Raw genomic sequence first — 19,587 nt, forward strand, 5'->3', positions numbered from 1 at the left:
GCAATTGAAAGTGCCGCCCGCGACGGCGGCCGCAGTAGTGTTTGATCGCCCCGTGTACTACAGCCGACCGCCATGAATCGCCGCGACCAGATCGCTCTCACACCCGACGAGCAGCGGAGCTACCTCGACAGCGCCCACACGATCATCCTCGCCACCAACGGCCCCAAGGGCCACCCGCAGCTCACGGCCATGTGGTTCATCCCCGAGCGCGACGGCACGATCCTCATGACCACGTTCGCGAAGTCGCAGAAGACGAAGAACCTCGAGCGCGACCCGCGCTGCACGCTGCTGGTCGAGAGCGGGCGCACCTACCCCGAGCTGAAGGGCCTCATGATCACCGGGCGCGCCGACCTGGTGCGCGACACCGAGAAGGTCCTCGACATGCTCGAGCGCGTGAACGTCAAGTACAACGGCCTCGAGCCGTCGGTTTCGCTTCGAGACGCGCTGCGCGGCCAGGCCTCCAAGCGCGTCCTCGTCCGCATCACGCCGATCAAGACGTCGAGCTGGGATCACTCGAAACTGGGTGCCGGCGTCTACTAGCCCTTCTTGATGGGATCGCCGGGTCCTTCACGTACTCGGGATCGTCGGGAGCTCGCACACCGAAACGGCACTTGCAGCACACGTCGCCGAGCTCCTTGCGAGGCGGGATGGAGAGGATCTCGATCTTCGCTACTCGGGTTGGTTCGGCACGCCTTCGAACAGCTGCTCGGTGGGCCCCGCGTCCACCATACCCCACACTTTGGTGAGGAGGTGCGGCGCGAAGACCGACAGGTAGACGAGGTGCCCGACGGCGACGAACCCGGTCACCGAGTGGAGTGCGGATTGCCGGCGGCCGCGCGACGTCGCGTCGGCCCACATGTCGATGACGGTGCGGCCCTGCGGGTCCGTTCGCCCGAGCAGATAGGTGAAGACCATCATCTGCACGCCCATCGCCAGCGCGTCGTACACCGGGTACTGGTGCGGGGTGCCCTCCCACAGTGCGAGCCCGCTGATCACCCGCCCGTAGGAGAAGACGCCGAACCTGGCGCCTATGATCGCATTGAACAGGAACGCCCAGGCGAATCCGACGACGAGGCCGACGGTCAACAGGGTCATCGGCCGGCGCCATCGAAACCTCGCGATCAGCCGGCGTCCGAGGAAGGCACCGAGCACTGCGGGCAGGACGAAGTAGGCGATGTAGCCGGGGGGAACCGACGCCGGCAGACCACCCCAGGTCATGTTCAACGGCCACCAGGACGGCATGCGGGGGATGGCAGGTGGGAACTGCGCGTACACCGCCCAATCGTAGGGAGCCTCGATCCACGAGAACGAGATGGCCGAGATGCACACGAGGAGGAGGGGATGCAGGCGTCCCCCCCGGACGCTCAGCCACACGCCGATGGCGACGAACGTGAACCCGCCGATGTAGGCGAAGCTGATCGCGGCCTGCAGAAGTGGCGTCAGCTCATCCATCAGCGGCCGTCTTGGTCTTCGACGGGCGACGTGCCTCTGGGTCGAAGCGACGCACCAGGCCGTAGATGAGCACGATCAATCCGACGAGCCAGCCCAGCATGATGAAGGCACCCACGTTCCGGTCAAGGAAAGCGCGCGGCCCAGAGCGTGCCTGCCATCGCCAGCTCGACCGTGCAGTAGAACCACGACGGGTAGAAGCCACCCGGCCGCTCGAGACCCGCGGACACGACGCGACCGAGCGCCATTCCCGCGAATGAAGCCGCCACGGTGAGGAAAATGCCCGGGCGCATCGCAGGGTCGCGCAGTCCCCACGCGAGCATGGCCGCGATGACGATGCCGAACCCCCCATACACGGCGCGGATCTCGTTGCGGGCCGCCGGCGTCGTCGTCGTGCCGAAGATGGCCGCGACGCGCTCCGGTGCGGCGAGCGCGATGACCCCCATTCCCAAGCAGAACACGATCACGATCGCGACGAGCAGCGTCAGCATGGCAGCATCTCCATCACGAAAGCCGTCGTTCCAGGATCGCCAGCCGGCGCTCGAGGCCGTTCACGCGCCGGAGGTCCGCCGTGCGGCCGGTCGTGACGGCCCGGTGCATGCGCTCGATGCGCAGCTCCAGGCGGTCCAGCGTCTTGCGCGTCTGGCGGTTCTGCATCGCCACCACGCGCACGAGGCGCGTCAGCACGTCGGTCGCCTGATCGAGCTGGTCGCCCAGATCGCGCACGCGCTGCTCGACGAGGTCGAGCCGGCGTTCCAGCCGGCGCATGCGTCCCTGCGGCAGCTTGACGACCGTGGCGCTCGGCATGGGCTAGAGGAACGCCGCGAAGCCGGCGAGCCGCTCGACCCACTCGGGCGGAATGACCGCGACCTCGCCCCCGAACTGCTTGCAGTAGAGGTAGAGCTTCGCCGTCTCCTCGATCATCATCGCGCGCGTCGCCGCGTCGCGCATGGTCTTCCCGACCGCCATGAGGCCGTGGCACTGCAGGATCGCGCCGCGGCTCGCCTTGAGCGCCTCGGAAACCGCTTCGGCGAGCTCGCTCGATCCCGGCATGAACCACGGCACGATCTGCGTGTCGGCCAGGAAGATCGCGTCCGTGTTGATGGGCGGGAACTTCTGGTTGGTGATCCCGAACGCCGTAGCCGCCGGGCTGTGGGTGTGCACCGCCCCGGTCGCGTCGGGGCGCACGCGGTAGGAGCCCCAGTGCATCTGGTACTCGACCGACGGCTTCCCTTCCCCTTCGACGATCGACCCGTCCTCGCGGATGCACAGGAGGCACTCGAGCGTGAGGCTGCCCTTGTAGAGCTGCGAGGGCGTGATCCAGATCTTGTCGTCGTCCGCCGCGCGGGCGGAGAGGTTGCCGCCCGTTGGCGTCAGGTGCCCCATCGCGAACAGGTCGTTCGCGATCTCGATGATCTGCTTCTTCGCGTCGGCGTCGCTGCGCATGCCCTGGCTGGTTCCTTTCTCGAAATCAGAGGCCGCCGCGGAGGAGACGGCCCGCCCGGCGGTCGACGGGGGCGCCGCGCTCGACCACGGCCGCGCCGTTCACGAGCACGTACTCGATCCCGTCGGCGCCCTGCAGGAGACGGCGCTGCCCTTCCGGCAGGTCGTTCACGAGCCGCGTCGGCTTGGTGCCGACGCGCTTCGGGTCGAACAGCACGAGGTCGGCGGCGCCACCGGCCGCGATCCGTCCCCGCCCGCGCAGGCCGTAGCGATCGGCGGGCTTGCTCGTCACGAGCTGCACCGCCTCCTCGAGGGAGAGCCGTCCACGCTCGCGCACCCAGTGCCCCAGGAGGTAGGTCGTGAACCCCTGGTCGCAGAGCGTGTCCATGTGGGCGCCGGCGTCGGACAGCGCCATGACCCCGGCCGGATGCCGCAGCATGGGCGCCACGTGGTCCTCGTCGTAGTTCATGACGAGCGCGCCCCACTGGTCTTCGAGATTCCCCTCCAGGACGACGTCGCAGAAGGCATCGACCGGCGCCACGCCGCGCTCCGCGGCGATCTCGGCGACGCTGCGATCCTGCAGCGCGCGCGTCCGCTCGCCGCCCGGGATCCGGAGCACGATCTGGCTCCACTCGCGCGCGAGCGCCATGACGAAGCCTCTCGAGTTGCTGGCGAGGCTCTCGCGGAATGCCGGATCGGCGAACAGCCGCGTCCGCTCCTCGCGCGGCTTCGCCATGATCGGGCGCCAGAAGGGGTTGTTGTCGAGGCCGAAGCCGGGCCGCGCGAAGTCGAAGCGCAGCTCGAGCGGACGGCAGCCGACCTGCGGCGTCACGTTCACTCCCTCGCGCTGGAGGCGCGCCGCCTCGTCGAGGCAGCGCTCGCCCTGATCGGGGACGAACGAGGTCTGGAAGAGCGGCGCCCATACGACGAGCTTGCCGCTCGCACGCGCGAGATCGGCGTAGAAGCCGATCTCCTCGATGCGGTCCTCGGTCGATCCGACGAGGAGGCGCGGCGCGAGCTCGACGATGCCGCGATCGTACGGCCGCAGGGCCTCCGCCAGCGCGAGCAGCTCGTCGCGCTCGGCCACCCGGCTCGGCGCGGGCTTGTTGTCGTCGGCGAAGAAGTGCGTGGGCGCGAACGACGTCGACCAGCCGAGCGCGCCCGCGTCCATCGCGTCGCGGACGTGCGCCGCCATGGCGTCGCGCTCGGCCGCCGTCGCAGGACGCTCGAGCGCGTCGGCGCCCATCACGTGCAGGCGAATCGCCGAGTGGCCGACGAACGACGCCACGTTGATGCCGAGCCCCTGCCGCTCGAGCGCGCCCAGGTAGTCGGCGTAGCTCTCCCAGCTCCACGGGATGGCGGCGCGCAGCGTGTCGAGCGGCATGCCCTCGACGAACGAGAGGAGCCGCATGATCGTGTCGCGGTGCTCGGGCTTGCAGGGCGCGAGCGTGAACCCGCAGTTCCCCATGACGACCGTGGTGACGCCGTGCCACGGCGACGGCGTCGCGTGCGCGTCCCAGAAGAGCTGGCAGTCGTAGTGCGTGTGCAGATCGATGAATCCGGGCGCGAGGGCGAGGCCGGCGGCGTCGATCTCCGTCCGCCCGCGCTCGGCGACGCGGCCGACGGTGGCGATGCGATCGCCGGTGACGGCGACGTCGCCCCGAAACGCGTCGCGTCCCGTGCCGTCGACGACCAGTGCGTCCCGCACGACGAGATCGGTCATGGCGCGGATCGTTCTAGCACCACTCGCCTTGCCTTTCTCAAGAGCCTGTGCGACGCACCGCCCGAGAGCCGCAGGGTGCGCGCGGTGCCGCGCCGCGGCGGGAGGCGCCCATGAAGCTGAGCTGGTTCCACCTGATGCCGTGGCGATGGCTGCCCGACGATTTCCGGGATCGCTACCACAGCGTATGGGTCGATCTCCCCAATCGCCTCTACGATCCCGAGCGCGGCCACCGGCTCTACAACGAGTATCTGGACATGCTCGAGTACGCCGACCAGATGGGCTTCGACGCCGTCGGCGTGAACGAGCACCACCAGAACGCCTACGGCATGATGCCGTCGCCGAACATCATGGCCGCTGCGCTCGCGCGGCGGACGAAGAACGCCATGCTGCTCGTCCTCGGCAACTCGATCGCGCTCTACAACCCGCCCATCCGCGTGGCCGAGGAGTTCGCGATGCTCGACGTCATCTCGGGCGGGCGACTCATCGCCGGGTTCCCCGTCGGCACGTCGATGGACACGAACTACTGCTACGGCGAGAACCCGGCCACGCTGCGCGACAAGTATCGCGAGGCGCACGACCTCATCATCAAGGCGTGGGCCGAGCGCGAGCCGTTCCCGTGGAACGGCAAGTACACGAAGCTGCGCTACGTGAACCTCTGGCCGCAGCCGATCCAGAAGCCGCACCCGCCCATCTGGGTGCCGGGGCTGGGCTCGCTCGAGACGTGGGACTTCTGCCTCGACCACGACTACAACTACAGCTACCTCTCGTTCAGCGGCTACAAGCGCGCCCAGAAGATGATGGACGGCTACTGGGAGCACGCCGCCAAGCGCGGCAAGAGCGAGAACCCCCACCGCGGAGCCTTCTTCCAGCAGATCTGCGTCTCCGACACCGACGCCCAGTGCGAGAAGGAGTGGTGGCCGCACGTCGACTACTTCTTCAATCGCTGCCTGCACCTCTACCCGGGCACGTCGGGCGCACCGGGGTACATGAGCGAGGCGTCGCTGCGCGCCGGCATCGTGGCCCAGGTCGGCAACACGTCGCAGAACATGGGCATGAACAAGACGTGGAAGGAGCTGTGCGAGCAGCGCTACATCGTCGCCGGCTCGCCGGCCACCGTGCGCCAGCAGCTCGAAGAGCTCGCGAAGTCGCTCCGGGTCGGCCACCTCGCCATCGGCGCCCACATCGGCAGCGCGCCGATCGCGCTCACGAACCGCAGCACGTACCTCTTCGCGACCCAGGTGATGGCGCACCTGCGGCCCATCTTCTCGGAGTACGACGACATCGCGTGGCCGAAGGCGCTGCCCGCCGACGAGCGCGTGCAGCCGGGCGCCCAGAGCGCCGCCGTGCAGGCGACCGCCGAGCGCAAGGTCGGAGCCGCGGCATGAGCTCGCCGGCATCGCGCCTCGTCGACCTCGGCCAGGGCCGGCGCATCGAGGTCTTGAGCGCGGGGAGCGGTGCTCCGCTCCTCTTCCTGCACGGCGCCGGCGGCATCCCGCAGTGGGAGGGCGTGCTGCCGATCCTCTCGTCGAGCTTCACGGTCCACGCGCCGCTCCTTCCGGGCTACGGCCAGTCGGTCGGTCTCGAGGCGCTGGACGACCACTTCGATCTCTTCTTCCACTGCTTCGACGTCATGGAAGCGCTCGGCGTCGAGCGCCCCTACGTCGTGGGCGAGTCCCTCGGCGGATGGATCGCCGCCGAGATGGCGGCGCTGCGGCCGAAGGAGATCGGCCGGCTCGCCCTCGCCGCCCCGATCGGCCTGTGGCGCGACGAGGCGCCGGTGGTCGACATCTTCGGCTACACGACGAGCGAGCTGGTGCCGTTCCTGTTCCACGACACCACCTGCCCCGCCGCGCAGATGATGCTCGGCGTCGGCGCGATGCTCTCCGACAAGGACGATCGCACCGAGGCGCAGGTCGAGTTCCTGCTGGCCCTCGGGCGCGGCTTCAAGACCGCCGCCAAGTTCCTCTTCCCGATCCCCGAGCGCGGCCTCGAGCGGCGCCTGCATCGCATCACGGCGCCGACGCTCGTCGTCTGGGGCGCGGAGGACCGGCTCGTGCAGCCGCTCTACGGCAAGATCTTCGTCGAGAAGATCCGTGGCGCGCGGCTGCTGACGATCCCGAAGGCGGGTCACCTGATCGGCGCCGAGCAACCGGAGCCGTACGGGCGCGCGCTCGTCGCGTTCGGCCGCGGCGAGCAACCGCGATAGCCCCCGCCGCTCCCACGTCCCTCGGACGACGCGCGTTCTGGCTCGCCGCCGGAGTCGTCGTCGGGGCGGCCGCACTCCGCGGCTGGCGCCTCGCCTACGGGCTCGCGGACGGTCTGTACTTCCGGGACGAGATGATCTGGCTCTACCGCGTCGGGATGTTCTTCCCGCTCTCGCGGCGGTCCTTCAACACGCCCATCTGGTATTTCTACCCGACGCTGTACAGCACCGTCGCGGGGCTCTGCACGGCCGCAGGCGTCCAGCTCGGCATGATGGCACCGCCGGTGCGCGACGCTCCGTTCCTGGACGCGATCCTCGTCTCGCGCCTCGTCGGCGCGGCGGCGAGCCTCGGCACGCTCGGGCTCGTCGGATGGCTCGGCACGCGCGCCTTCGGACGCGCCACCGGGCTTCTCGCCATGGTCCTCTTCGCCGTCGTGCCGGTCGACGTCCTGCAGGTGCACTTCGCGTCCGTCGATCCGATGCTGACGCTCTGGATGATGGCGACGCTGGTGGCGTCGTACGGCGTCGCGCGCTCGGGATCCTGGGCGCGGGTGGTGCTCGCCGGCGTCGCGGCCGGGCTCGCGACCGCAACCAAGTTCACGGGCGCCGCGGGGCTCGCAGTCGTCGGCTGGGGCATCGCCGAGAGCGCGCTTCGCCACCGCGCCTGGGGACGCGCGGCGGGGCAGGTGCTCGTCGCCGTCGCGATCGCCGTGGCGACGGCCGTCGTCGCCTGCACCGCATGCGTCCTGCAGCGCGAGGGCTACCTCCGCGAGATGGCTCGCCTGCAGTCGCTCATCTCGCAGGGGGGCGGCCTCAACAGCAGCCTCACGACCACGCTCGGTTGGTACGGCCGCCCCTACCTGTACCAGCTCGTCGTCGGCCTGCCCTTCGCGCTCGGCGTCTCGCTCTGGGTCGTCGCCGCGGCCGGCGTCGGCGTCGCTGCGTTGCGCCGGACGCTCGCCGATCGCCTCCTCGCCGTCGCGATCGTTCCGTACTTCGCCATCGTCGGCGGATACGGCGCGATCTATCCGCGCTACCTGATGCCGCTCGTCCCGCCGCTGGTGCTGCTGGCCGCACGCGCGCTCGTCGGCACCGGCTCGTGGCCCCGGGTGCGCGCCGCGTTGGCGGCGGTCGTGGCCGTCCACACGCTCGTCTTCTCCGCCTCGCTGGTGGAGCGCTTCGCGTACGATCAGCAGGTCGACGTCGCACGCTGGGTGGCGGCGCGCGCCGCGACCACGGGAAGCTCGCCGCGCATCCGGATCCCGGAGCCCTGGGCCGGCTATTCGGGGCTCCTCGAGCCGCTCGCGCGCGAGCACCTGAAGGCGGAGCCCGCGGCATGGGGCCACTGGCTCGAGCAGTCGCCCGACGTCTTCCTCCTGCCGGAGTGGGCGGCGATCTACGTGCGCCGGACTCCCATGCCCGCCGCCGTCGCGGAGCTCGACGCGCTCGAGGCGGGCGTCGCGGGCTACGAGGAGGCGAAGCGCTGGGCGCCCTCCTGGTTCCTCCACGAGGAGCTGTACGGCTGGCTCGATCCCGGCCTGCGCTCCGAGTGGTACGGCCGCACCGGCGTGCGCGTCTACGTCCGCGCGCAATAGTCGGAGCCGGCATACATGAACGAGAGCATGCCGTGCGCTTGTCGCGCTCGGTGCGCGCGCGTAGCGACGCCGCCATGGAGGGACGGGCACGCGCGGTGGCGGCGATCGCCGCGGCGATCGTCGTCGCCGGCGGTCCCGCGAGCGCGCGGACGGTGCTCTGCTTCGGCGACTCCACCTCGTGGCGCTATCCCGCCCGCCTGCAGGCGCGGCGACCCGACCTTCGCGTGGTGAACGGGGCGCTCCCCGGCGATGTCTCGACCAGCGTGCCACGGCTGCGCATGTTGCTCGACCGCGATCGGCCGGACGACGTCGTCGTCATGATCGGCACGAACGACGTCGTGCGTCGCCCGGACGGCCGTGCGGTCGTGACCGACGACCCGGCCGTGACCTTCCGCAACGTCGTACGGCTCGCGCGCCTCGCCCGCCGCCGCGGCGCGCGCGTGATCGTGCTCACGCAGACGCCGGCCTCGTGCGTCTCGTGCGCCCCACGGCAGACGCACACGCGCGAGGTCGCGCACCGGCTGATCGCGTGGAGCCTCCGCCGTCCGCGCGGGATCGACGTCGCCGACCTCCGCGACGAATTCACGATCCACGCCTGGTCCACGCTGTCGGACGACGGGCTCCATCCGAACGCCGCGGGAGCGGATCTCATCGCAGCGTTCGTGGCGGATCGCCTTCCCGAGCGCGTCTACAGCGAGCACACCTCGACGACGGCGACCGTCCGGATCGCCAGATAGACCCCCGCCACGAGGACGGCGACGGTGATCGCCTTCACGAAATCGGCGTCCGTTCCCTTCGCATTCCGAATGCCGAGGGCGCGTACGACCGCCGGGACGATGACGGCGAGCGCCGCCAGCCGGGCGACGAGGAAGAGCGGCCAGACGAGGCGCGCGAAGCACGCGCTCAGGACCGTCGCCACGTCGAGCACCGCGAACGCGCACGCAGCGCGGACGAGATCCGCCTCGGCCCGCACGACCGCGCGTCGCCACACCCCGACGAGGCGCACTGCCTGCTCTGTGCCGTCCCGCCAGGCGTCGGCTTGGCGGCCGTTCACGACCGCACGAGCGCGTTCAAAAGCGGCCTTGGGGAGCTCGATTTTGCGTTGGCCACCGGGTCTCGCCATGTGCAGCGGCATACCAGAGCAAGCCGGGTGCCGGGCCACCCGACGCCCGTCCACACGACGCGGGGTCAGTTGAACTGCATGGTCATCCGCAGCGAGAGCATGTCGTGCTGGCGGAAGCTGCCGAGGCTTCCCGTCCACGAGCCGGCGATCATCGAGTACGTCACGTTGGCCAGGACGTTGTCGTTGATCCGATAGGTCAGCGTCGGCTGCAGGGCGTAGTAGCCGTTCACGTCGGCGATGAACGTGAACTGCGGCGTGATGCGGCCGTGCATGTAGTCGGTGCGGATGGTCGCCTGGAAGAGACCGTCGTACTGGTAGGCGTCGACGTAGTCGTGCGGGTCGACGTAGATGCAGAGCGCGTTCGTGCGCGACGCCTTGCCCTGACAGCCGGGAACGCCCGGGATCGGCCCGAGGCGCGTCTGCGGGTGGCCGGGCTTCGTATAGGCGTTGCGATAGTCCTTTCCCCCCTTCTCGGAGAGGTTGAAGGAGCTCGTGTACGACGTGATGAGCGTGAAGCTCGTCGACGAGTTCAGCGGACGGTAGAAGAAGTTCGCGTCGTAGCCGACGGCCCACCGAAAGAACCCCGCCTCAGCCGCGCGCCGGTGCGCGCCAGGATGAGGTTGCTCGGAACCTCGAAGATGAAATAGCCGATGAAGGACACGCCGGCGCCGAACCCATACACGGAGTCGCTGAAGCCGAGGGCGTCCTTCATCTGGAGCTGCGCGAAGCCGACGTTGATGCGGTCGAGGAACGCCGCGACGTAGAGGACGAACAGGAACGGCAGGAGCGTCGCGACACCTTCCGCACGGCCGAGCCCACGAGTTCCTCTTCCCGCGACGGCTGCACCTGCGATGCGCGGCATACGACGCCGAGAGCCGTCCGTCCAGGTTCGGCACGAGCCGCGACACTGCGAGTGCCCCCGGCGTGATTCGAACACGCGACCCCAGGATTAGGAATCCTGTGCTCTATCCACCTGAGCTACGAGGGCGATGAACGAGTCCGGTAGCTTAGAACGCCGACGAGCGCCAGCGATGCGCAAACGCGGTCGACACTCACGCCCGCGTTGTGACAGCCCGCGACGGCTGCTATCGCGCGAGCAACGAAGGAGGACCGCCATGGAGCAGGAAGCGATGCGTGAGCGTGCGACCGCCGTCCTCTCCGCGTGGAACAGCCACGACGTGGATCGGGTGATCGCCTGCTATACGGAAGACTGCGTCTACCGCGACCCCAACACGCGCGGCGCGATAACCGGTCGGGAGGCATTGCGCCGATACCTGACGCGGCTCTTCCGGGACTGGCGCATGCGTTGGTCGCTGCGCGAGTTCTTCCCGTTCCCGGACGCCGGTGGTGGAGCGTTCCTGTGGGATGCGACGCTGACACCGGCGACCGGCGGCCACACCGCCGAGATCAGCGGCATGGATCTCGTGTGTCTGCGCGGAGAACAGCTGTCCCGCAACGAGGTCTACTTCGACCGGGTGGCGCTGTTCGGCGAGGGGCCCAAGTAGTCGCGATCGCACGACGCTCGGACAGTTTCCGGAACGGACCACGCCGTCGCAGACGATTGACGCCGCCCGACTCGGCCGAGACGGCACCCTCCCCGCCCGGCGGGTATACGCAGCCACTGCTCCTGTGCTACAGGCGGATCTCCCCAGTACGACAATCTCCTCGACCGGACCGCGATCGGCAGCGGAGGTGGACCATGGATGGTTTCGTGGAGCCGCGCGTCCGACGGATCGTCGCCGACGTGCTTGGCGTCGACGCCGCCTTGCTGGAGGTCGGCGTGTCGCTGCGCGACGACCTGGCGCTCGACTCGCTCGACTTGGTCGAGCTGTCGAGCGCGATCGAAGAGGATCTGCAGGTCGTCATGCCACCCGAGCTCCCGTCGTGGGTCAGAACCTACGGCGACGTCGTCGAGCTGCTGACGCTCCTCATCCCGTCACGCGCGCCGAACGCGACCATCGTCTGCATACCGCCGCCCGGCAGCGCCGCGTCGCAGGTGACGCGTTGCGAGGCGCTCACGCCGTACGCCGTCGAGACCGTCGTGGACGAGGCGCAGCGCCTCGGACCTGGTACCGAGCTCGACGTCACGCTCGACAACGCCGACGACATCGCCCTTGCACGGGTCCGGTCCGCGCTCGGCTGCCTCGCCGCGCATGGGATCAGCGTCCACGTGCATCGCACGGGCGCTCGCCCGCATCCACACGCGGCCTGACCGCAACCGTTGCAGCGCGCGGAGCGCCCGCGTACACACCCGGTATGGACGAGCGAACCTCCTTCCGGACGTGCCCGCTCTGCGAAGCGACCTGCGGCCTCGCGATCACGACGCGCGGGCGCGAGGTGACCGGCATCCGCGGCGACGATGACGACGTCTTCTCCCGCGGCTACATCTGCCCGAAGGGTCCGGCGCTGGCGGCGCTCGACGCCGATCCCGATCGGCTGCGGCGACCGATGGTGCGCCGGGGCACCACCTGGCACGAGGTCGGGTGGGACGAAGCGTTCGCCGAGATCGATCGCCACCTGCCCGCCATCATCAAGGAGCATGGGCGCGACGCGGTCGGCGTGTACCTGGGCAACCCGTCCGTCCACAACCTGGCGCTGGCGCTCTACTCGCGCGCGCTCCTGCGCGTGCTCGGTTCGCGCAACGTCTATTCGGCGAGCACCGTCGACCAGATGCCGAAGCAGATCTCCGCCGGCTTCATGTTCGGCACGGCCCTCTCCATCCCGGTGCCGGACCTCGATCGCACGCAGTATCTCTTGATCCTCGGCGCCGATCCGATGGTCTCGAACGGAAGCCTCCTCACCGCCCCCGACATGCGCGGGCGCCTGCGCGGCATCCGCGAGCGCGGGGGCCGCATCGTGGTCGTCGATCCGCGGCGCAGCCGCACGGCCGCCGAAGCGAACGAGCATCACTTCATCCGCCCCGGCACCGACGCCCACTTCCTGTTTGCGCTCGTGCACACGATCCTCGCGGAGAAGCTCTCCGGCCCGGGGCGGCTGGCCGAGCATACGGCCGGCCTCCCCGACGTCGAGACGCTCGCGCGCGACTTCGCGCCCGAGGCGGTGGCACCGGTGTGCGGCATTCCGGCGGCGACCATCCGGCACATCGCGCGCGACCTGGCGCGCGCCGAGCGCGCCGCGGTGTACGGGCGCATCGGCACCTGCACGCAGGAGTTCGGCACGCTCGCCTCCTGGCTGGTCGACGTGCTGAACGTCCTCACCGGCAACCTCGATCGCGACGGCGGCGCCATGTTCACGAAGGCGGCCGTCGGCGCCCTCAACACGCGCGGTACCCCCGGACGCGGCAAGGGGCTGCGCACCGGGCGGCGGACGAGCCGCGTACGCGGCCTCCCCGAGGTGCTGGGAGAGTTTCCGGTCGCGACCCTCGCCGACGAGATCGAAACACCGGGCGAAGGACAGATCCGGGCCCTCATCACGATCGCCGGCAACCCGGCGCTCTCGAACCCGAACGGCGGCCGGCTCGCCGCGGCCCTCGCGAAGCTCGACTTCATGGTGAGCCTCGACATCTACCTGAACGAGACGTCGCGGCACGCGAACGTCATCCTCCCCGGCCTCTCGCCGCTCGAAACCTCGCACTACGACGTGGCGCTCTGGCAGCTCGCCGTGCGCAACGTCGCGAACTATTCGGCGCCGGTCTTCGCGCCGCCCGGCGACCGGCCGAACGAGTGGCAGACGCTGCTCCGCCTCGGCGCCATCGTCATGGGCAACGGACCCGACGCCGATTCCGCCGCGCTCGACGACTTCATCGCGCGCCAGCAGGTGGAGGACTCGGTCGGTGCGACGGGCTCCCCCATCGCCGGCCGCGAGCCCGACGAGATCCTCGCGGCCATGGCGCCGCGTCGAGGGCCCGAGCGCCTGCTCGACCTCATGCTGCGCACGGGGCCGTACGGCGACGCCTTCGGCGCCCGCGAGGGTCTCTCGATGGCCGCGCTCGAAGCGAGCCCGCACGGCATCGACCTGGGTCCGCTCGCGCCCCGCGTCCCGGAGGTCCTGCGCACGCCGTCGGGGAAGATCGAGCTCGCCCCTGCCGAGATCACGGGCGACGTCGCCCGCCTGCGCGCGACCCTCGATCGCCCTGCCCCGCAGATGGTCCTGGTCGGCCGGCGCGACCTGCGCTCGAACAACTCGTGGATGCACAACATCGACAACCTCGTGCGCGGGAAGTCGCGCTGTACCCTCCTCGTCCATCCCGACGACGCCGCACGCCTCGGCCTCACCGACGGCCGGCCGGCGCGCGTACGGTCGCGCGTGGGAACGGTCGACGTGCCGGTGGAGGTGACCGACGCGATCATGCCGGGCGTGGTCAGCATCCCCCATGGCTGGGGGCACGACGCGCCCGGCATCCGGATGCAGGTCGCGAGCGAGCACGCGGGGGTCAACACGAACCTCCTCGCCGACGAGCTGCTGATGGATCCGCTCTCGGGGAACTCCGTCCTGAACGGCATCCCCGTGACGGTCGAGCGCGCCGCATAGCGACACCGACCCAAGACTGCGTCTTGGGTCGGGAGAACCGAGAGTGTGGCGTCCGTGGCACGCACGATCGGCATGCCGCGGCCGGCGAAGCCGGCGCGGCAGAGCGAGGTACGCGCGAAGCGTTGAAGCACAACGACGCATTACCTCCTATCGGCACCAATTCTCTCGTGCGTGCTAGCGTTGCCGCGCCGGCTTCGCCGGCCGCGGCATACCGGTCGCGCGTCCCACCAACGCTGCACTCTCGCCCCCGACCCAAGACGTAGTCTTGGGTCGGCGTTCCTATCCCATGCGCGGCAGTGCGAGCGTGAAGCGGCCCTCGGCCACCACGCGATCGCCGACCCGCGCCCGGCCGCGAAACAGCGTGGCCGCGGAGAAGTGGCGCATGATCTCGACGTCCAGGTAGAGCTCGTCGCCCACCTTCACGTCGCCGGAGGTCTGGAAGTCGTCGACCGCGGCGAGGTAGCCGAGCTCCGGGCCGCCCGTCGATTGGGCGCCGATGAGGGCGCCCGCCGCCTGGGCGAGCGCCTCGAGCAGGAAGGCGGCGGGCAGCGTGTCGTCGGGTGCGATGCAGGGATCGCTCGCGCTGACGAGCTTCAAGAACGTCCCCCGCCGTTCTTCCACCTCGATCACGCGGTCGACCAGCAGAAAGGGATGGGCGTGGGGCAGCTTCGGGAACGGGTTCGGGAGATCGCTCACGCGGAGCTCCTTACAACCCGAACCGGGCGACAGATGCCACCCCGCCCGATTGCGCTGACGGCGGCCACGCCGATCCGCCCGGCACGCGCCGCACCGGCGACGACGTCGAGCCCCTCGCGCGCCGGGGGCCGGATGCCGGCGGTGGGCGGAATCCGCTGCGTGTGGATCGCGAGCACGGCGGCGGCGACGCCGAGCGCGCCGGCCGCGCCGAAGTCGCCGATGGCGCCGCGGGGCGCCGTGACGGCGACGCGCCGGCCTGCGGTCGCCCGTGCGATCGCCACTGCTTCGACCGCGTCCAGCGCCGGCAGCCCGCTCGCGCCAGCAACGACGAGATCGGCGTCGGCGACCAGCGGCCGGAGCCGCCGCGCGATCGCGTCGGCATCGCGCGGGTGACCATGCACGGACGAGGGAACCGCGAAGCCAGGATGGGGCACGATCTCCGCATACACGCGCGCCCCTCGGGCGCGTGCTCGATCGCGCGGCTCGAGCACGAGCATGGCGGCGCCTTCGCCGAGCGCCCGGCCGTCGCTCGCCCGATCGAGCGGGCGCGGCACGTCGCGCGTGAGCCCGCCCGACTCCCCGAGCACGGCGAAGAGCACGTCCGCGATCTCGTCGACGGCCCCGGCGACGCACACGTCGGCGGCGCCGTCCGCGACGGTCCGCGCGCCCCACGCGATCGCCGACTCGCCCGACACCTCGACCTCGGTCACCATCGCGGTCGGCCCCGTGACGCCGAGCTCGATCGACACATACGAGAGCGGCGCATTCATCACCATGTTGGGGAACACGAGCGGGTTGCCCGCGCCCTTCTCGAAGACGCGGTCCAGGAAGGGCGGCGTCTCGCGCAGGTTTCCGAGCGACGACCCGATGGCGAGCCCCGTGTGCGCGGGATCGAGCGGCGCGTCGTCGATCCCGGCATCGGCGAGGGCGAGACGCGACGCCGCCAGCGCCATGAGCGACGCGTGGTCGATGCGCCGGCCACCGGGCGTGCGGACGAAGTCGCGGAGCTCGAGGCCCTCGACGATCCCGGCGAGCGCGCCCTCCGGACCGCCCGGCGTGAGCCCGCTTCGTCCCGAGAGCAGTCCCTCCCAGAACGGGCCGACGCCGATCCCGAACGCCGACAGGACGCCGATGCCGGTCACGGCGACCGGGGTCACTTGCGCACCTCGGGACGGGCCAACACGAGCGTCACGTTGTGGCCGCCGAAGCCATACGACGAGCTGACCGCGATGCCGAGCGGCGCGCGGCGTCCGGCCGATGGCACGAAGTCGAGGTCGGCCCACGCCGGCTCCGGCGTGCGCAGCGTGACCGTCGGCGGGAGGATGCCGTCCGTCAGCGCGACCACGGTGGCGACGGCCTCGATCGCACCCGCCGCTGCGAGGCAGTGACCGACCTGCGACTTGGTCGAGCTGACCGGCAGGCGGGGCAGGCGCGCCCCGAAGACGCCGCGCAGCGCCGCCACTTCGACGTCGTCGTTGTGCCTGGTGCCGCTGCCGTGCGCATTCACGTAGTCGACCGCCTCCGGCGCGATGCCCGCGGCGGCGAGCGCGCCGCGCATCGCCGCCAGCGCGCCCGACCCCTGCGGGTGCGGAGCGGTCACGTGGTGCGCGTCGGCGGTGACGGCGGACCCCAAGAGGAGCGCCCGGATGCGCGCGCCGCGCGCGCGTGCATGGTCGGCGCGCTCGAGGACGACCACGCCCGCGCCCTCGCCGAGGGAGAGCCCGCGCCGGGTGGCGTCGAACGGACGGCAGGGCTCGGCGTCGAGCGCCTGCAGCGCGTCGAAGCCGGCGTAGGTGAGGCGACAGAGCGTGTCGACGCCGAGCGCGAACGCGACCGGCGCCTCGCCGCGCTCGACCATGCCGGCTGCGGTCGTGATCGCGAGCGCGCCGGACGAGCACGCGGTCGAGACCGTGGCGCGCGGGCCGAACATGCCGAGGCCCTGCCCCACCGCCGCGCCGACGGTCGAGAGCGGCATGCCGAGAAAGCGCGACAGGCGCACGCGACGGTGCTCGCCTGCGCGCCAGCGACGATAGGCTTCCTCGGTCTCGAACATGCCGCCCGTGGTCGCCCCGACGACGAGGGCGGCGTCGGCGCGGAGCGCGGCGTCGAGGCCTGCCATGCGGCACGCCTCCGCCGTGGCGACGAGCGCGAAACGGTCCGAGCGCGACAACCGCCGCGCATGCGGCATCGCCACCGGGGGAAGCTCCGGAACCTGGGCGGCGATGGCCGCGCGACCGCGATGCGCGAACAGCGTCAGCGGTCCGATCCCGCAGCGCCCCTCCACGAGACCGACGGTGAGGGCCGTCACGTCGCCACCCAGCGCCGTGACCTGGCCCACGCCCGTGATGGCGACGGCGCCGGCCATCCGCGCCTTCGTCAGGCCGCCCGGGCCTCGGAGATGAAGTCGGCGAGCGCCGCCACGGACGCGAAGGCCCGCTTGCCGGTGTCCTCATCCGCGATCGTGACGTTGAACCGCTCCTCGACCAGCACGACCAGCTCGAGGGCGTCGATCGAATCGAGCCCGAGGCCCGTCCCCTCGGAGGACTGCCCGAAGATGGGTGCCTCGTCGACGATCTCCTGCGGGCTCACCGTGAGCCGGAGGCCCTTGATGAGAAGCTTCTTCACTTCCGCCCGGACGTCGCTGCGATCCATCGGAATCCGGCTCTTTAGAGCATCGTGAGACCGCCGTCCACGTGCAGGGTGGTCCCCGTGACGCAGGCGGCGCCGGTCGAAGCCAGGTACACGACCGCTGCAGCCACTTCTTCCGGGGTGGCCAAACGACCGAGGGGGATGCGGCCCTGCAGCGTCTCGCGGTGCTCGGGCGCCATCCCCGCGATGAGCCCGGTGTCGACCAGGCCCGGCGAGACGGCATTCACGGTGATCCCGTAGCGCGCGACCTCGCGCGCGAGCGACTTGGTCATGGCGACGAGCCCCCCCTTGGACGCCGCATACGCCCCCGCCCCCTCCTTGCCCAGAAAGGCCGCGGGGGAGACGACGTTGATGATGCGGCCCCAGTGTCCGCCGATCATGCCGCGCAGCGCGATCTTCGTACAGAGGAAGGCTCCTTTGAGATTGGTGTCGAGCACCCGGTCCCAGGCCGCGTCGCCGGTCATCATGAGGAGCGCGTCGTGCGTCACCGCGGCGTTGTTCACGAGCACGTCGGCCGGCCCGCCCAGCTCGGCGCGCACCTGGGCGAAGAAAGCGGCGACCGCGGCCGCGTCGGCCACGTCGGCCCTGCCCGTGCACACCGCGGCGCCGAGCGCCCGCGCGGCGTTCGCCGTCTCGGACGCCGCCGCCTCGTTCGACGCGTAGTTGAAGGCGACGGCTGCGCCCTCGCGCGCGCACGCGAGCACGATCGCCCGCCCGATGCCGCGCGATCCCCCGGTGACGACGACGCGGCGGCCCGCGAGCGTCAAGCCGACCTCTCGACGACGATGCTCGCCACGTGACCGCTCGGGCAGCGGCCGAGCACGTGGGTCGTGCGCGGCGCCCCGTCCTTCAACGCCGCCAGGATCTCGAACACGCCGGCCGCGGCGAGCGCGCTCGGTGCGCGGGCGGCGGCGGCGCCAGGCTCGAACCCGGCCGCCGCGTCGCGCACGATGCCGAGCACACGGGCGCCGCGAGCTCGCGCATGGTCGACAGGCTCGAGGACGAGCGTCGCCGCCCCTTCGCCGACCGGGCCATCGAGCGCCAGGCCGCCGTCGGCGATCCATCGCTCGAGCGGCTCGCCTGCGGCGTCCATCCCGCCGGCGACGAACGCGTCGGCTTGCCGAAGGCGCAGCAGATCCACGGCGTGGCCGATCGCGACGAGCCCCGCGACGCCACCCGCGGTGAGGGTGATCGCGGGGCCACCCAGCCGATACGCGATCGCGAGCTCGCCGGCGGCCGCGTTCGAGACGGTGGCGGCGAACAGGCGCGGGCTCGCCGCCGCGGCCCCGCCGTCCACGAAGCGCCGCTGGTAGGCGACGTTGGTGAGAAAACAGCCGAGCGCCGTCCCGAGCACGACCCCCACCTCGGGGCGGGGATCGCCGGCCGTGACGTCGAGTCCGGCCATCGCGAGCGCGGCGCCGGCTGCGCCGATCACGAGCTGCGTCACGCGCTCGGCGCGCGCCGCGCGGGCCCGCACGACCTCCGGCATGGCTTCCGGATCCGGAGCGTGCACGCCGCCGACGCCGGTGATCGCGATCTCGCCCGTCACGCGGCCGCCGGTGACAGCGGGTGCGTCGGACGCACCCGCGCACAAGAGCGTCGGCTGCTCACGCAGCCTCCAGCACGAGGGCCGCGTTCGCGCCCGCGAAGCCCGACGAGGTCGACACCACGAGACGCGCCGTGGTCCGCCGCGGCGCGCCGGCGACGAGGTCCAGGTCGGCGCAGGCGGGGTCGACGTGCTCGAGCCCGGCCGTGGGCGGGATCGTCCCGCTCTCGAGCACGCGCACGCACAGGACGGCCTCGAGCGCACCCGCCGCACCGAGCGTGTGGCCGACCGCGCCCTTGATCGAGTTGACCGCGACCCGTCCCGCGCCGAAGACGTGCCGCAGCGCCGCCGCCTCCATCGCATCGTTGTACGGCGTCCCCGTGCCGTGTGCGGAGACGAAGCCGACGTCCGCGGGCGCCCGCCGCGCGTCGGCGAGCGCGCTCCGCATGGCGCGAGCCGCCCCCGCCCCTTCCCGGTCCGGTGCCGTCATGTGCACGGCGTCGGCGGCGGCGCCGATGCCCGCGACGCAGGCGCGCGCGCGAGCGCCGCGTGCCTCGGCGTGCTCGCGCGCTTCGACCACGACGATCGCCGCCGCCTCGCCGAGAACGAGGCCCTTGCGGTCTCGATCGAACGGCCGCGCCACCTCGGACGTGGCGCGCAGGCAGTTGA

23 protein-coding genes, 1 tRNA gene and 1 pseudogene are annotated in these 19,587 nt (G+C 71.3%); 8 read left to right on the plus strand and 17 right to left on the minus strand.

The window, feature by feature from the left end; genetic code table 11:
• Nucleotides 1-72 precede the first annotated feature (72 nt).
• A complete protein-coding gene (locus VMS22_01940; GenBank protein HXJ32774.1) occupies nt 73-540 on the plus strand; it encodes a TIGR03618 family F420-dependent PPOX class oxidoreductase in 468 nt (155 codons plus the stop codon).
• 129 nt (nt 541-669) lie between these two features.
• On the opposite strand, the gene VMS22_01945 is transcribed toward VMS22_01940, so the two are convergent.
• The 6 genes from VMS22_01945 to VMS22_01970 are packed head-to-tail and all read right to left on the minus strand — an operon-like array spanning nt 670 to nt 4,615.
• A complete protein-coding gene (locus tag VMS22_01945; GenBank protein ID HXJ32775.1) occupies nt 670-1,455 on the minus strand; it encodes a spirocyclase AveC family protein in 786 nt (261 codons plus the stop codon).
• Nucleotides 1,445-1,567 carry a hypothetical protein gene (locus VMS22_01950; protein HXJ32776.1) on the minus strand — a complete coding sequence of 41 codons (123 nt, stop codon included), beginning with the start codon at nt 1,565-1,567 and terminating at the stop codon, nt 1,445-1,447. Before VMS22_01950 ends, VMS22_01945 begins: the two co-directional genes overlap by 11 nt.
• A 7-nt stretch (nt 1,568-1,574) precedes the next feature.
• Complete coding sequence (locus VMS22_01955) at nt 1,575-1,940, minus strand: DUF4345 domain-containing protein (protein ID HXJ32777.1); 366 nt, start codon at nt 1,938-1,940, stop codon at nt 1,575-1,577.
• Between the two features lie 13 nt (nt 1,941-1,953).
• Complete coding sequence (locus VMS22_01960; GenBank protein ID HXJ32778.1) at nt 1,954-2,256, minus strand: hypothetical protein; 303 nt, start codon at nt 2,254-2,256, stop codon at nt 1,954-1,956.
• A gap of 3 nt (nt 2,257-2,259) precedes the next feature.
• Nucleotides 2,260-2,895, minus strand: a complete 636-nt coding sequence (locus tag VMS22_01965; GenBank protein HXJ32779.1) for a class II aldolase/adducin family protein — start codon at nt 2,893-2,895, stop codon at nt 2,260-2,262.
• A 25-nt stretch (nt 2,896-2,920) separates the two neighbouring features.
• Nucleotides 2,921-4,615 (minus strand): amidohydrolase family protein, encoded by a 1,695-nt coding sequence (locus VMS22_01970; GenBank protein ID HXJ32780.1) that lies wholly within the window; start codon nt 4,613-4,615, stop codon nt 2,921-2,923.
• Nucleotides 4,616-4,725: 110 nt separating this feature from the next.
• Between VMS22_01970 and VMS22_01975 the strand changes: the two genes are divergently transcribed.
• The 4 genes from VMS22_01975 (at nt 4,726) to VMS22_01990 (ending at nt 9,150) form a co-directional block, all read left to right on the plus strand.
• On the plus strand, nt 4,726-6,000 hold the full coding sequence (locus VMS22_01975) for an LLM class flavin-dependent oxidoreductase (GenBank protein ID HXJ32781.1): 1,275 nt from the start codon (nt 4,726-4,728) through the stop codon (nt 5,998-6,000).
• A complete protein-coding gene (locus VMS22_01980; GenBank protein HXJ32782.1) occupies nt 5,997-6,821 on the plus strand; it encodes an alpha/beta hydrolase in 825 nt (274 codons plus the stop codon). The genes VMS22_01975 and VMS22_01980 overlap by 4 nt, the downstream gene beginning before the upstream one ends.
• A gap of 131 nt (nt 6,822-6,952) precedes the next feature.
• The gene (locus VMS22_01985; protein ID HXJ32783.1) at nt 6,953-8,413 is read left to right on the plus strand and encodes a phospholipid carrier-dependent glycosyltransferase; all 1,461 of its coding nucleotides are present in this window, start codon (nt 6,953-6,955) and stop codon (nt 8,411-8,413) included.
• A gap of 32 nt (nt 8,414-8,445) precedes the next feature.
• Nucleotides 8,446-9,150 (plus strand): SGNH/GDSL hydrolase family protein, encoded by a 705-nt coding sequence (locus VMS22_01990; GenBank protein HXJ32784.1) that lies wholly within the window; start codon nt 8,446-8,448, stop codon nt 9,148-9,150.
• On the opposite strand, the gene VMS22_01995 is transcribed toward VMS22_01990, so the two are convergent.
• The 4 genes and pseudogenes from VMS22_01995 to VMS22_02010 all read right to left on the minus strand — a co-directional run bounded on the left by VMS22_01995 (nt 9,102) and on the right by VMS22_02010 (nt 10,524).
• Entirely contained in the window at nt 9,102-9,467 is a 366-nt protein-coding gene (locus VMS22_01995; GenBank protein HXJ32785.1) for a hypothetical protein, read from the minus strand. The genes VMS22_01990 and VMS22_01995 overlap by 49 nt on opposite strands.
• A gap of 134 nt (nt 9,468-9,601) precedes the next feature.
• Nucleotides 9,602-9,808: a hypothetical protein gene (locus VMS22_02000; GenBank protein HXJ32786.1), complete on the minus strand. Its 207-nt coding sequence runs from the start codon at nt 9,806-9,808 to the stop codon at nt 9,602-9,604.
• Between the two features lie 320 nt (nt 9,809-10,128).
• A pseudogene (locus VMS22_02005) lies at nt 10,129-10,382 on the minus strand (MFS transporter).
• Between the two features lie 68 nt (nt 10,383-10,450).
• Nucleotides 10,451-10,524: transfer RNA gene (locus VMS22_02010), tRNA-Arg, on the minus strand.
• Nucleotides 10,525-10,651: 127 nt separating this feature from the next.
• On the opposite strand from VMS22_02010, the gene VMS22_02015 reads away from it, so the two are divergent.
• From VMS22_02015 to VMS22_02025, 3 genes are all read left to right on the plus strand, one after another.
• Entirely contained in the window at nt 10,652-11,041 is a 390-nt protein-coding gene (locus VMS22_02015) for a nuclear transport factor 2 family protein (GenBank protein HXJ32787.1), read from the plus strand.
• A 194-nt stretch (nt 11,042-11,235) separates the two neighbouring features.
• Entirely contained in the window at nt 11,236-11,748 is a 513-nt protein-coding gene (locus VMS22_02020; GenBank protein ID HXJ32788.1) for a phosphopantetheine-binding protein, read from the plus strand.
• Between the two features lie 44 nt (nt 11,749-11,792).
• Nucleotides 11,793-14,027, plus strand: coding sequence for a molybdopterin oxidoreductase family protein (locus VMS22_02025; protein HXJ32789.1), 2,235 nt, complete (start codon nt 11,793-11,795; stop codon nt 14,025-14,027).
• 279 nt (nt 14,028-14,306) lie between these two features.
• On the opposite strand, the gene VMS22_02030 is transcribed toward VMS22_02025, so the two are convergent.
• The 7 genes from VMS22_02030 to VMS22_02060 all read right to left on the minus strand — a co-directional run.
• A complete protein-coding gene (locus tag VMS22_02030; GenBank protein HXJ32790.1) occupies nt 14,307-14,723 on the minus strand; it encodes a 3-hydroxyacyl-[acyl-carrier-protein] dehydratase FabZ in 417 nt (138 codons plus the stop codon).
• The gene (locus VMS22_02035) at nt 14,720-15,880 is read right to left on the minus strand and encodes a beta-ketoacyl synthase N-terminal-like domain-containing protein (protein ID HXJ32791.1); all 1,161 of its coding nucleotides are present in this window, start codon (nt 15,878-15,880) and stop codon (nt 14,720-14,722) included. Before VMS22_02035 ends, VMS22_02030 begins: the two co-directional genes overlap by 4 nt.
• Entirely contained in the window at nt 15,877-17,088 is a 1,212-nt protein-coding gene (locus VMS22_02040) for a beta-ketoacyl-[acyl-carrier-protein] synthase family protein (protein HXJ32792.1), read from the minus strand. The genes VMS22_02035 and VMS22_02040 overlap by 4 nt, the downstream gene beginning before the upstream one ends.
• A gap of 11 nt (nt 17,089-17,099) precedes the next feature.
• The gene (locus VMS22_02045; GenBank protein ID HXJ32793.1) at nt 17,100-17,375 is read right to left on the minus strand and encodes a phosphopantetheine-binding protein; all 276 of its coding nucleotides are present in this window, start codon (nt 17,373-17,375) and stop codon (nt 17,100-17,102) included.
• Nucleotides 17,376-17,389: 14 nt separating this feature from the next.
• Nucleotides 17,390-18,139 (minus strand): 3-oxoacyl-ACP reductase FabG, encoded by a 750-nt coding sequence (fabG, locus tag VMS22_02050; GenBank protein HXJ32794.1) that lies wholly within the window; start codon nt 18,137-18,139, stop codon nt 17,390-17,392.
• Nucleotides 18,136-18,921, minus strand: a complete 786-nt coding sequence (locus VMS22_02055; GenBank protein HXJ32795.1) for a beta-ketoacyl synthase N-terminal-like domain-containing protein — start codon at nt 18,919-18,921, stop codon at nt 18,136-18,138. Before VMS22_02055 ends, fabG begins: the two co-directional genes overlap by 4 nt.
• 58 nt (nt 18,922-18,979) lie before the next feature.
• Nucleotides 18,980-19,587, minus strand: a 608-nt coding sequence (locus VMS22_02060; GenBank protein ID HXJ32796.1) for a 3-oxoacyl-ACP synthase, incomplete at its 5' end; no start/stop codon positions are given.

The sequence above is a fragment of the Candidatus Eisenbacteria bacterium genome (assembly GCA_035577985.1).
Taxonomy (GTDB): domain Bacteria; phylum Desulfobacterota; class Binatia; order DP-6; family DP-6; genus DATJZY01.